The sequence below is a fragment of the Rummeliibacillus pycnus genome, assembly GCF_050459865.1.
Classification (GTDB): Bacteria; Bacillota; Bacilli; order Bacillales_A; family Planococcaceae; genus Rummeliibacillus; species Rummeliibacillus pycnus_B.
In genome coordinates this window covers 1-12,610 of sequence record NZ_JBCMNM010000107.1, presented here as the reverse complement: position 1 = coordinate 12,610, position 12,610 = coordinate 1, and the positions used below count along the sequence as shown (strand labels likewise).

Genomic DNA, 12,610 nt, shown 5'->3' with positions numbered 1-12,610 from the left:
TCGATTTTATCTTTGTACTTTCTCTTCTATTGGACTAATGGATTTTAATTGTACTGCAAGAAATGCTGCGATAATAGCTTTAAGTATATCGCCAGGTAAAAAGGCTGTTGCTCCTACAAGACCTGCCCAAACAGAAGTATTTGTAATGATTGCCATGATCGGTGCCCCGATTAAACTAACAAGTACAACACCAAAAACAAAGTTAATTAAGATTAATTTCCATATTTTTAAAGAACCCCATACCTTTTCTGTGGCATAGCCAATAAGAAATGCTGATATCGGCCAGCTTAGTATGTATCCTGCAGATGGTCCAACCAGAACTGATAGACCTCCACGTCCACCTGATAATAAAGGTAAACCTAAAGCTACTAAAATGATAAATAAAATTAAGCTAATTGCACCTGTCTTTTTCCCTAAAAAGCATCCAGCAAGCATAACACCAAGAGTTTGTGCTGTGATAGGTACAGGTATAAACCCTAGTGAAATAGGGGGGATCATTCCTAGTACGCCGATTAAAGCAGCGAATAGTGCTGCATATACCATTTCTTTTGTTGTCATTATATTTCCTCCAAAAAATACATAAGATTTTTATATCACATTATTGAATCAATTTTAAAATGTAAAATTCATAAAAAATATGCGAACATTTAATGATATCCAATGTTGTTCATTGTGGAGCGAAAGACGGCGACTCCTACGGGAAAAGCTTGAGCTGAAAGCCCCGCAGGAACGATTTTAAGGAACAAAGCCTAAGAACGCCACGTCCTGTGGCAACGGCTTCGTGACCAACATCATGTTGCCCCGAGGAGATTGAAGCCAAGCCCGTGGAAAGCGCCGTCTGTAGCGGAACATCCAAATCTGAATTGTAAAAAGTTGATGTATTGAAATGTTCGTATTTAAAAACAGTAAATAGATTTATGAAATTGATTTGATTAATAATGTAATGGTAATATAATAACGCTTAAAAAAATATATGTAAACCATTTTTTGATTCTAGTTAACAATAATATAGGGTGTTTGATATATTTTTGATGAAGAAAATGGATTCTTACAGCATTAAAAAAGAGAGTAAATGAGAAGTGAAGATGAGACGAAAAATAGAGGAAAGTAATTAAAAAAAGATTATTCAATTTACTTTAAAATCTATTTCCCTTGAATAAATCTTATTATTTCTCCATATATGTGTATAGTCAGGATATGGGGGGAGCATATGTATTATGTAGGGGCTATAGGGTTTATGGCAACAGCAATTGGCTTTGGGCTTGGAGGTGTACTTGCTGTATTCTTTAAAAGACTTCAGCAAAAAGTGTCTACTATAAATGCTTTATGTACAGGCTTAATTCTTGGATTAGTTTGTTTAGAGATTGCTCCTGAGAGTATATATCTCGGAGGAAAGACTATATTTATGATTGGATTTCTAACGGGTATCTTAGGTTTTTTTAAGATACACGAAATATCACATAAATTAACACCTTCTACAGATAATCTTCAAAAAGATCGTTTTATTCAAACAGGAGTTCTCTTAGCTATTAGCATTACGATTCATAATTTTCCACTAGGCATTGCTTTTGGATCTAGTCAGAGTCTTGGAATAAGCAAGCATATACTTCAAGCACTTATATTACATAATATACCAGAAGGAATTGCGATGTTTATCCCATTATTTTTAGCAGGTTTGAGATTTAAAATGTTTGTGATTATCACATGCATTGTTTCTTTACCAGTTGCACTAGGATCAATAATAGGAAGTGTGATTGGAATGAAATACCCGCAATTATGGGCTTTTATCATTAGTTTTGCCCTAGGAATTATCGTGATTGTGACCATTAAAGAAATTTTCATAGAAGCCATAAAGCATTCTTCATTCACGTATGCATTAGTTGTAGCTGGGATTGGTATAGTCATAATATGGGGATATATGACGTTTGTTTAGATGATGTTTGTAATGTATTATTCATGACATTTACGAATACTGTTAGTCACCAATGTGATGCATTCTAATAATAGAAAGAACATTATTAGGAGGTTCTGACAGTGAATGAATCATCAAGTATTATGGAATATAAATATAAAGATGAAGAGTTTTGGAATGTTATTACACATGCTATAGGTTTTATAATGTCCATCCCAGCTCTAATTCTACTTATTGTAAAGGCCGTTAATAATGGATCAACTTTACAGATGGCTAGCTTCATTATTTTCGGAGTTTCAATGATGATTCTATATTTATCTTCAACTTTGTTTCACGGAATTCCAAAATACAAGCACATTTTCTCAAGACTAGACCATTCAACTATTTATGTATTTATTGCTGGTACATATACGCCATTTGCTCTAGTTGGAATAGGTGGCAAGCTCGGTTGGATTATTTTTGGAATCGAATGGGGACTTACAATAGTAGGAATCATTTTTAAATGTTTTTTTATTTATCGCTTTAAAATGTTATCTTTACTATTTTATATTGCAATGGGGTGGCTAATAGTCATCGCATATCAACCGCTTGTTGGTCATATATCTTCAAAAGGCTTTTTAACATTACTGACAGGTGGACTTTTCTATACAGTCGGAACGTATTTCTATCAAGATCATAAGATACCTTATAATCATGCAATATGGCATTTATTTGTATTGGCCGGAAGTGCTGCTATGTATATGTGCATGCTGAATTATTTGTAAAAGTTAATAATTGTCGAGATGTTGCAGAATGCATAACAATCATAAGCCGGTACCAATTAAATTGGTGCCGGCTTTCGTCATTTTTGATACAATAGGTTAATAAATGGAATATTTCCAAATATTAAAAATAAAGTGAAATGGAGTGATTTATATTACAAGAATCAAACTTTATTTTGAAAAAATGATGTTAAAGCAGCAATTATATACTGACAAACTACAGCTATTTGGCTATATGCTTTTTGTTGAGGTGTTTTTAGCTATTGGAGATTTTAGTCTCTTTCTTGCTTTTCCTGAGCTATTTTTTGTATTAATCCTCTTCAATGTGCTTCTTATTTGCAAAAATAAATGGTGGTCTAGAGTTGAAAAGTATATCATCACACATAAACGAGTTTTAACAGCAGTGTTATGCCTATATTCGTTTACAATCTGTTTGCATACTTTCGTTTGGTTTTCACCGTATTAATGCGTTGAATTTTTTGAAAATTCCATAATCATAAGGAGTCTTTTTAATGAACAATAGTAGAACTGCTTTAAAACGAAGAAAAAAAAGGAACAAAGCTTTAAAATGGATAATATCTTCTAGTATAGTATTACTTTTAGTAGGCATTAGCTATGGAGCTTTTGCTTATTTTAAAGTAAAAAGTTCATTAGATAATTCAAAGGTTAGTTTAGAACGTGAAAATAATCGCTCTGAACTTAGAGAAGAAAATGTTACTTTTAGTAAAGATCCAATTTCTATTTTGTTGCTAGGAATTGAAGATTACTCTAGTAAGAAAAAGGATGGCAGGGCAGATACGCAAATAGTGATGACATTAAATCCTAATACAAAAGAACTTCATATGGTTACAATTCCAAGGGATACTAGAGTAAACATAGAAAACGCAGGGGAATATACTGGTATACATAAAATAAATGCTGCGTATACCTATGGAGATATAACTGGATATGGGGCAGCTAAACTTCAAGTCGAAACTGTAGAAAAATTATTAAATATTCCAATTGATCATTTTATCTCGGTTAATTTTGAAGCATTCCGTGATATTGTAGACGCACTTGGTGGGGTGACAATCGATATCAAAGAAGGATTTTGGGAAAAAAATATATATAATAAGAAGAAAATCTATTTCAAAAAAGGACCAGCCCATCTATCTGGAGAAGAAGCACTTGCTTTTGTTCGGATGAGAAAAAGAAGTGTTGACGTTACATATCCTCGTGACGAGAGACAAAGTCAATTTTTGAAAGCAACAATTGATCAAGCCATGACTGCTGGAACAATTTTTAAAGTGGGGCAACTGTCAGATATATTAGAGAAAAATATTGAAACAGATTTAACGATGAATGATCTGTATGCCATACAAAGTCAATATTCAAAATTAAAAAGCTTATCAATCAGCTCAATAGAAATTAAAGGAGCTAATCAATCAGTTGATAATATCGATTATTATATTCCAGAAAAGAAAAGCTTATATGATGTAAGCAAGGAATTACGAAGTGTGCTTAAGTTAGATGACAATAGTAGCTTCATCACAAATGCGGATTTTGTAAATTAGTGATTTTGTTAAAAAGGCTTATATTATGCAAAAAAGGCTATACAGTTGGCATTAACCATCTGTATAGCTTTTTTGAATGTATAAATTAAACATCAGGTAGTAATGTTATTTAAGCTCATTTATTTGCCTTGTTAATTCTTTGAATTTCTGATCAAGAATGTCATAATCTTTATCCTTTGGTGATAAAAAGCTTAGCTTTCCTAAAACTTCTTGTCTTTCGTTTTCAAGTTTTAAACGTAATTCAGATGAGTTATTCGTTTTCTCAGGAGTGATATCAAACTGTTTTTGAATGGTATTGTTTGTTAAGCTCAGTTTGCAGTTAGTGATTTTATTTAAAAAGTAGAGATCATGTGAAACGACAAGTAGTGTTCCAGTATACTGTGCTAAGGTTTCTTCAAGCTGTTCTCTGGATGGAAGATCTAAATGATTTGTTGGTTCATCTAAAATCAGGACATCCTTTTCTTCTAATATGAAAGCCATCAACTTACATTTGACACGTTCACCCATGCTCATTTTAGAGATTGGTTCTGTCCATTGAGATGAAGTAAAGCCTAAATGTTTCATTAAATTTTGGACTTTCCCTCTTGCTTCAAAGGTTTCCTTGTAAAACAATTGCTCAGGTGTTTGTTCAAGAGGTAAATCGAATACTTCCTGTGTTAAATATCCAATATTCGCAGAAGGTGAAATCCATACGTCACCCATTGTTGGTTCAAGCCCCAGAAAAATCTTTAATAATGTCGTTTTACCGCTGCCATTAGGGCCAACAATAGCGATTTTCTCTCCATGTAATATTGTAAAATTGACTTTTTGAAACAAAGTTCGTTTTCCAAAAGTCTTAGTTAAATTCTTTACTTCTAAAAAACGTTTTCCAAGTTTTTTGTGTGTATCGATTGAAAAATTAACCGAATAGTCAGGAGCTAGCTTTTCTGCTTTAACTTTTTCAAGTTCTTTTTCCAGAAGTTTTCGTTTCGATTTTACTTGCGCATCCATTCGTTTAGCTTTTACACGATAATATTCCTTAAAACCTTCTTTTTTAGTTGACTGTGCATGTGCTGTTTGGGACCACGATGATAGCTCTTTTATCTGAGCTTCGATTCGTTTTATCATTTGTTGTTGTTTTTCGTATTCATGCTGTTGCGAGAGTCTTCTTTGTTCTCGATGTCTCATGTAACTTGAATAATTTCCTTTATGCTCGAATAACTGTTTATCCTCAATAGACCAAATCTTTGTTGCAATTACATCAAGAAAATAACGGTCATGCGATACAACGATAATGGTTCCATAATATTTTTTTATTTGCTCAATTAAAAGCTCAGTACTTTGTTTATCTAAATGATTGGTCGGTTCATCGAGCAATAAAAGCTGAGCATTCTTAGAAAAGCCTTCTGCCATTCGTGATTTTAATTTTTCCCCACCACTTAATTGTTTAAAGTCAGTAGATGGTACTTTCCACTTTGACAAAAGAGTTGCCTCCAAATCATTTACTTCATTAGATATGTGTGTTTCAACTTCCTGATCAACATAAAAAGTTGTCAGGTTTTTTTGCGAATACTGTAGCTGTCCTTTAGTAGGCTTCAGATTACCTTGTAACAGCTGCAATAAGGTAGATTTTCCAGCGCCGTTTTTTCCGATAATCCCAATGATATCTCCTTTTTGAATCGTTGCATTTATGTTTTCAAACATTAATTGATTTAGAAACTCGAAGTTAACATTAAAGATTTTTAAAAGTTCTTGCATAGATAAAATCCCTCTCTTCAAAGGGAGAATAAAAAAATCCCCCCAAGTTTTTTAGGAAGGATTAGTCGCATTTTTTGCTAGTCTAAATAAGCTATTCCTGTAAATAGCTTAACATGTATATAGAAGTTGGGCAGACTAATCCTATTTTGTCAAAATTGAAATTGTTCTATTTCAATATCTAAAATAAGATTAAAAAATCATCGGCCACCCATCGTCCCTTCTTTGTTGAATACCACTATTATATCATCATTTTGCCAATTACCAAAAGCATTTCATAAAATCCTTTGTCAAAATGGAAGGTATTAGAATAATATGTTTAGTATCAATGACTTTCATATCAATATATTTGCCTAGACATGATGCTATTGTCTAGGCTGTTTTATTGACTGGACAATGTACCATAAATTACTTGTCTCGTTTTCTCGTTTTGGCCTTATAGTTATTATTATAGTAAACACTAAAATTAAGTTCGTTTTATTTATAGATAACTATAATTGAAGGGAGAAAAATGAATGAAGAGATTTCTTGCAGTTTTACTAGGACTCTCATTATGTTTAGGGACAGCAGGCTATTTGCATTATGATGTATATGCTGATGATAACGTTCCAACGATTACTACTGAACCGCAATTAAAGCAAGAAATTTTAAAGAATTTAGATCAGGGAAAACTTGAGTTTACAATTCCTACAAAGATTCCAATGTACAATTCAAAAGAAGCAGAGAATATGTTCAAAGATGTCATTAATGAAATAAGTTCTACTGGTAATTATGGATTCGGTAATCTAACAGGATATTCTTACGCCATTTCTTCTAAACTAGGGTTTATTCAATTTAAAGTAGATGCATATTATTTAACAACACCAAAACAAGAACAAAAAATTAATGACAAGGTCGCAAAAATTGTTAATGAAAATCATTTAAAACAAATGACTGATTTTGAAAAAGTCTACTTTGTGAATAAATATTTAGCACAAAATATTGCATATAGTTCAAATGCTACAGATGGTGGACATTCTGCATATGCCGCATTATTTGATCACAAAGCTGTTTGCCAAGGATATGCATTAGCAGCGTATCGTTTATTAACTGAAGCAGGTGTTGATACAAGATATATTACTGGGCAAGTTCATGGACAAAATCATGCTTGGAACAAGGTTAATGTGGATGGTAAGTGGTACAATCTCGATATTACTTGGAATGATCCAATCCCTGACCGTGGCAATCAGTATCGATTAAATTATTTCCTAATTAGTGATCAACAATTAGCGAAAGACCATACATGGAAATATCGTTCAGAAGATGAAGCAACAAGCAAAAAATATGAATTCTTAATGAATGCACAAGCCTTCACAATCGATAAAAATGCCATTTACTATACTTTAACAAATGATTCGAATTTCTATAAATATGATATGGAAACTAATAAGAAAACTGTATTATTCCAAAACTATATTCCTCTTAAGAGTATTCAAGCAAATGGGAACTGGCTTACTTTAGAGGATTTTAACGGAACTTCTGCAAAAGTTAAAACAGATGGAACGCACTATACAGATTTTACAGAAACAGCGATTAATAACTGGGCATCAGCTGTTAAAAATTGAATTGCTCGAATTACCTCATCGATTCTTAGCTAAAAACCTTCAGACTATTGTCTGAAGGTTTTTTTTATAGTTCTCCTAGTATTGATTGAATTTCGCGAGAATGGTTCTTTTTAATTTTTGAAGAACTTCTTCTTTCTCAATGAGTTTTTGCTGAGCTTCTTCTAATGTTACTTTTTTAAAATGGACGATCCCTTTTGGAGACATTTGTGCAAGAGAAGATAAATCAGCTGAAATAACTTGAGCAATTTTAGGATAACCACCAGTTGTTTGTCGATCTGCCATCAATATAATCGGTTGTCCACCTGATGGAACTTGAACAGTACCAAAAGTAGTAGCTTCAGAAAGAAGATCAAATTTTTCAGTTAACTCAATATGAGGACCGTGCATTCGATACCCCATTCGGTCAGATTGTGTCGTTATTGAAAAGGGTGAGTGTTCAAAATATTCTCTACTTTCTTTGGTGAATTTTTCATATTCATTTCCTTCAATAAATTGGATAGTTTGTTCGGTTGAGAAGGAAACAAGATCAGTATAATCAACATACCATGAAGCAGGTAGTTGATGCTTATATTGCTGAAGTAAGTGTTGTTGTTTCTCAGAAAGTTTACCAGTTGCAATTTCATCATGGGCCATTAAAGCTCTTCCTGAAAGACCACCCATTTTAGCTTTTAAATACGTACTTTTACTATCCATGACTGGTTGAACATCTATTCCACCTGCAATACTAACATAAGCACGACAACCTACAACAGGTCGCTTGAATTTTAAAACACTGCCTTTTGCTACGTATAATGTACGCCATAAAGGTGCGGGTTTATTGTCAATAAATGCTTGCAAATCTCCACCAGTAATAGCAATCAGACAGTCTTCTTCAAATTGCAAAACAGTGCCTAACATGGAAATTTCAATACATGCTTCTTGTTCATCATTTCCAACTAAAAGATTTGCAATTCTTAATGAATAACTATCCATTGCACCGCTAACAATCACACCATATTGTTGATAACCGAATCGGCCAGCATCTTGTATAGTTGCTAGAATACCAGGCTTAATTACAGAGATACTCATAAATTTTGTCCCTCCAATTGTTTATACTCTGTTTCCGTAATTGGATAGAAGCGAATTGTATCGCCTGCTTTTAATAAGGAAGGTGGTTGTTGATCAGGTAAGAATAGTTTAACTGGAGTACGACCGATTAATTGCCATCCTCCGGGTGTTTCAAAAGGATATATGCCTGTTTGTTTGCCTGCAATACCAACTGAACCAGAAGGAATTGAAAGTCTAGGAACATCTTTTCTTGGCGTAGCAATTTTGTCATTCATACCACCTAAAAAAGCAAAGCCAGGGGCAAAACCAATCATATGAACAAGATATTCTTGTGAACTATGGATATTAATAACCTCTTCTATGCTAATATCATTTTGGCTTGCGACGATTTCTAAATCAGGACCATAAATTCCACCATAGCAAACGGGGATTTCAATAAGTTGAAAGGTATTTTCCTCTGAAATATCCATACTTTGCAACAAATTTTCGATATATTCTGTAACAAATTGATATGGGTGAAGTTTTCCATTTCTATAGATCATTATTGTGTCATAGTATATGGTTAAATTCGTATATGAAGGAACGCACTCTATTAACCCTTCAAACGGATTATTAATCAATATCTTTTGTAAAGCTTGTATATACTTTGCCATTTTCGGATCAATGTCAGATCCAAAGTTAACAATAACTGCTGAATCCCCTAAAGGCTTCATTTCAACGCTTTTCAAACTACTAATCATTTTGAAAATCCCCTTACATTAAAATTAAAACTATTTTAATTATATATTTATTCAGAAAAGATACTCAAGTGAAATTGTCAATTTTCTAAAAAAAGAAAAATTTTAATCTTTTCAATAAATAGTTTAAATGTTATGATAATAAAATATTACAACCAAATAATTTGATTAAGAATGGGAGGATGGACAATGTTCACTGTCGACATCAATTGTGACTTAGGGGAAAGCTTCGGTCGTTATAAACTTGGCGAACAAGAAGAAATATTAAAATATGTCACTTCAGCAAATATTGCCTGTGGTTTTCATGCGGGTGATCCATCTGTTATGAGAGAAACCGTAAAAATAGCGCTTGCAAATAATGTGCAAATCGGTGCTCATCCAGGTTTACCTGATTTAAATGGATTTGGCAGACGAGAAATGAAAATTACACCTCAGGAAGGCTACGATATGGTCGTCTACCAAATTGGTGCTTTACAAGGTTTCTTGACAACACAAAACGCAAAGCTTCAGCACGTAAAGCCACACGGTGCTTTATATAATATGGCAGCAAAAGATCAGGCATTATCTGAAGCAGTCGCTCAAGCTGTTTTTGATGTTTCGCCTGAATTAGTACTTTTTGGACTAGCAGGTAGTGAACTGACGAAGGCTGGAGAGAAATTAGGCCTTCAAACTGCGCATGAAGTTTTTGCGGATCGTACGTATCAACAAGATGGTTCATTAACATCTAGAAGTCAGCCGGATGCCATGATTACAGATCAAGAAAAATCTGTACAGCAAGTGATCGCGATGGTAAAAAAAGGACACGTCATCACGCAACAACAAACGAAATGTAGCATAAAGGCAGATTCAGTTTGTATCCATGGGGATGGAGAACATGCACTAGAATTTGCAAAATATATTCGTCAAACATTAGAAAAAGAAAGCATCTTAGTAAAGGCTTTTATTTAGAAAAGGGGTTTATAGATGGAAGAAGTAAAATTAACAACAGATGTTAAGAATAAAAAGAAAACCAATTGGAGTGTCCTGTTAGGAGCAGCTTTCCTAATGGCTACTTCATCGATTGGACCCGGCTTTTTAACGCAAACTACAGTTTTTACTCAGCAATTAGGAGCTAGTTTTGGGTTTGTTATTTTAGTATCATTACTACTTGATGTATTCGCACAATTGAATATTTGGCGTATTATTGTCGTAACAGGATTACGGGGACAAGAGATTGCCAATAAAGTTCTTCCTGGATTAGGTGTATTTCTAGCAATCTTAATTGTAATCGGTGGACTAGCTTTTAATATTGGGAATGTTGCCGGAGCAGGACTAGGATTAAATGCTATGCTGAGCATAGACCCAATAGTTGGTGCAGTCATTAGTGCAGTTTTTGCAATTTTCATTTTCTTGTTCAAAGAAGCAGGAAAAGTAATGGATAAGGCTGCTCAAGTTGCTGGTGGAGTTATGATTTTTTTAATGTTTTATGTAGCTATTTCAACTGTACCACCAGTAGGTGAGGCAGTAGTACGTACTTTTGTACCATCGGAAATTAATATTCTATCAATCGTTACTTTAGTAGGTGGTACTGTAGGTGGTTATATCACATTCGCAGGTGGTCACCGATTACTAGATGCGGGTATTAAAGGTGTCAAAGCACTTCCTGATGTTACAAAAAGTTCAGTATCAGGTATTGCAATTACAGGCGTAATGCGTGTTGCATTGTTCTTAGCTGCTTTAGGTGTAGTGTCTCAAGGATTACAAATTGATCCTGCGAATCCACCTGCATCTGTTTTTAATTTAGCTCTTGGTGAAATTGGATATCGTATCTTCGGTGTAATTATGTGGGCAGCTGCCATTACTTCAGTAGTAGGTGCTGCATATACATCTGTATCTTTCATTAAAACTTTCCATCCATTACTTGAAAAATATCAAAACTGGATTATTATTGGTTTTATCATTTTATCTACTATTACATTTGCGTTAATCGGTAAACCAGTAAAAATATTAATTTTAGTTGGTGCTTTAAACGGCTTAATCTTACCTCTTGCACTTGGAACATTGTTAATTGCAGCAAATAAGAAAAGTATTGTTGGTTCATACAAACATCCAATTTGGCTAACAATCCCAGGTATATTAGTGGTAGTTATCATGGGTGTCCTTGGTATCATGACATTATTTGAACAAATTCCGTTAATGTTTAAATAATAATGATGTCATTCTACTATCAATAATAGCTTTAATAAATGCCAAATAACTAAAAAGGAAGTCTTTCAATGGAGTATTCATATACATCACCAAGCGAAGTTAGAGCCCTTATTCGTGACCAAAAAATTACTGGCCCAACAGCTGGTATGTCACTAGGGTATACGCAAGCCAACTTAGTTATATTAAAAAAAGAATATGCATTTGACTTTTTATTATTTTGTCAGCGCAACCCAAAACCTTGTCCCTTAATCGATGTTTCAGACGTAGGTTCGTTTTCACCAAGTAAAATTGCTGAAAGTGCCGACATTCGAAAAGATATTCCAAAATATCGGATTTATAGAGATGGTGTATTTACAGAAGAAGTGGATGATGTGACAGAATATTGGGAAGACGATATGGTGTGCTTTTTGCTAGGCTGTAGTTTCACTTTTGAGACACCTCTACTTGCAAGTGGCATTCCTGTTCGACATATTGAAGAAGGCTGTAATGTACCAATGTATAAAACCAATATTCCGTGTGATAAAGCAGGTAAATTTGAAGGGCCAATGGTAGTAAGCATGAGACCGATGTCTTCAGCCGACGCCATTCGTGCAGTACAAATCACTTCACGCTTCCCAGGTGTTCACGGAGCGCCGATTCAAATCGGAAATCCTGAAGAAATTGGCATTACAGATATCCATAATCCTGATTTCGGAGATCCAGTTACTATTAAAGAAGGGGAAGTTCCAGTATTTTGGGCTTGTGGTGTAACTCCTCAAGCTGTAGCAATGGAATCAAAACCATCTATTATGATTACACACGCTCCAGGCTGTATGTTTATCAGTGATTTGAAGGATACAGAATTAAGCGTTCTATAAGAAAAATTAAGGAAAAGGGCTATCCAAATTGTGGATTAGTCCTTTTTTAGTTGGAATAATAATATTTTTATCGGAATTTTGTAATACAATTTTAAGACTCCTGCGAGAAAGCGAGGAGAGCCACTGAAAAAGTAAAAAATAGTTGTAAATTTATGGTGAAAATCTTGTGTAGCTATCTTCGTTGAAGTGGAATTAGCGTAGACTCCTGTGGGAAAACG

General features: G+C 33.9%; 11 protein-coding genes. 7 read left to right on the top strand and 4 right to left on the bottom strand.

The genetic code is table 11. From position 1 onward, the window contains the following. Positions 1-6: 6 nt before the first annotated feature. Positions 7-558 (bottom strand): biotin transporter BioY, encoded by a 552-nt coding sequence (locus tag ABE048_RS18860; protein WP_430312823.1) that lies wholly within the window; start codon positions 556-558, stop codon positions 7-9. Positions 559-1,210: 652 nt separating this feature from the next. Here ABE048_RS18860 and ABE048_RS18855 point away from each other — a divergent pair. The 3 genes from ABE048_RS18855 (at position 1,211) to ABE048_RS18845 (ending at position 4,226) form a co-directional block, all read left to right on the top strand. After that, positions 1,211-1,933 carry a ZIP family metal transporter gene (locus ABE048_RS18855; RefSeq protein WP_430312822.1) on the top strand — a complete coding sequence of 241 codons (723 nt, stop codon included), beginning with the start codon at positions 1,211-1,213 and terminating at the stop codon, positions 1,931-1,933. A 122-nt stretch (positions 1,934-2,055) separates the two neighbouring features. Beyond that, a complete protein-coding gene (gene trhA / locus ABE048_RS18850) occupies positions 2,056-2,676 on the top strand; it encodes a PAQR family membrane homeostasis protein TrhA (RefSeq protein WP_430312849.1) in 621 nt (206 codons plus the stop codon). A 509-nt stretch (positions 2,677-3,185) separates the two neighbouring features. After that, positions 3,186-4,226, top strand: coding sequence for an LCP family protein (locus ABE048_RS18845; protein ID WP_430312820.1), 1,041 nt, complete (start codon positions 3,186-3,188; stop codon positions 4,224-4,226). 105 nt (positions 4,227-4,331) lie between these two features. On the opposite strand, the gene abc-f is transcribed toward ABE048_RS18845, so the two are convergent. Then, a complete protein-coding gene (gene abc-f, locus ABE048_RS18840) occupies positions 4,332-5,963 on the bottom strand; it encodes a ribosomal protection-like ABC-F family protein (RefSeq protein WP_430312818.1) in 1,632 nt (543 codons plus the stop codon). 512 nt (positions 5,964-6,475) lie between these two features. On the opposite strand from abc-f, the gene ABE048_RS18835 reads away from it, so the two are divergent. Beyond that, positions 6,476-7,564 (top strand): transglutaminase domain-containing protein, encoded by a 1,089-nt coding sequence (locus tag ABE048_RS18835; protein WP_430312817.1) that lies wholly within the window; start codon positions 6,476-6,478, stop codon positions 7,562-7,564. A 75-nt stretch (positions 7,565-7,639) separates the two neighbouring features. On the opposite strand, the gene ABE048_RS18830 is transcribed toward ABE048_RS18835, so the two are convergent. After that, a complete protein-coding gene (locus ABE048_RS18830; protein ID WP_430312816.1) occupies positions 7,640-8,632 on the bottom strand; it encodes a biotin-dependent carboxyltransferase family protein in 993 nt (330 codons plus the stop codon). Next, the gene (gene pxpB, locus ABE048_RS18825) at positions 8,629-9,351 is read right to left on the bottom strand and encodes a 5-oxoprolinase subunit PxpB (protein ID WP_430312815.1); all 723 of its coding nucleotides are present in this window, start codon (positions 9,349-9,351) and stop codon (positions 8,629-8,631) included. The genes ABE048_RS18830 and pxpB overlap by 4 nt, the downstream gene beginning before the upstream one ends. A gap of 186 nt (positions 9,352-9,537) precedes the next feature. Here pxpB and ABE048_RS18820 point away from each other — a divergent pair, with 186 nt between their 5' ends. From ABE048_RS18820 to ABE048_RS18810, 3 genes are all read left to right on the top strand, one after another. Beyond that, positions 9,538-10,296 (top strand): LamB/YcsF family protein, encoded by a 759-nt coding sequence (locus ABE048_RS18820; RefSeq protein WP_430312814.1) that lies wholly within the window; start codon positions 9,538-9,540, stop codon positions 10,294-10,296. A gap of 15 nt (positions 10,297-10,311) precedes the next feature. Next, complete coding sequence (locus ABE048_RS18815) at positions 10,312-11,535, top strand: NRAMP family divalent metal transporter (RefSeq protein WP_430312813.1); 1,224 nt, start codon at positions 10,312-10,314, stop codon at positions 11,533-11,535. 68 nt (positions 11,536-11,603) lie between these two features. Beyond that, entirely contained in the window at positions 11,604-12,392 is a 789-nt protein-coding gene (locus ABE048_RS18810) for a putative hydro-lyase (RefSeq protein ID WP_430312812.1), read from the top strand. Positions 12,393-12,610 lie beyond the last annotated feature (218 nt).

Coding starts and splice junctions, on each gene's coding strand:
- ABE048_RS18860 (WP_430312823.1), bottom strand. CDS start 558: ATGACAACAAAAGAAATGGTATATGCAGCACTATTCGCTGCTTTAATC.
- ABE048_RS18855 (WP_430312822.1), top strand. CDS start 1,211: ATGTATTATGTAGGGGCTATAGGGTTTATGGCAACAGCAATTGGCTTT.
- trhA (WP_430312849.1), top strand. CDS start 2,056: ATGGAATATAAATATAAAGATGAAGAGTTTTGGAATGTTATTACACAT.
- ABE048_RS18845 (WP_430312820.1), top strand. CDS start 3,186: ATGAACAATAGTAGAACTGCTTTAAAACGAAGAAAAAAAAGGAACAAA.
- abc-f (WP_430312818.1), bottom strand. CDS start 5,963: ATGCAAGAACTTTTAAAAATCTTTAATGTTAACTTCGAGTTTCTAAAT.
- ABE048_RS18835 (WP_430312817.1), top strand. CDS start 6,476: ATGAAGAGATTTCTTGCAGTTTTACTAGGACTCTCATTATGTTTAGGG.
- ABE048_RS18830 (WP_430312816.1), bottom strand. CDS start 8,632: ATGAGTATCTCTGTAATTAAGCCTGGTATTCTAGCAACTATACAAGAT.
- pxpB (WP_430312815.1), bottom strand. CDS start 9,351: ATGATTAGTAGTTTGAAAAGCGTTGAAATGAAGCCTTTAGGGGATTCA.
- ABE048_RS18820 (WP_430312814.1), top strand. CDS start 9,538: ATGTTCACTGTCGACATCAATTGTGACTTAGGGGAAAGCTTCGGTCGT.
- ABE048_RS18815 (WP_430312813.1), top strand. CDS start 10,312: ATGGAAGAAGTAAAATTAACAACAGATGTTAAGAATAAAAAGAAAACC.
- ABE048_RS18810 (WP_430312812.1), top strand. CDS start 11,604: ATGGAGTATTCATATACATCACCAAGCGAAGTTAGAGCCCTTATTCGT.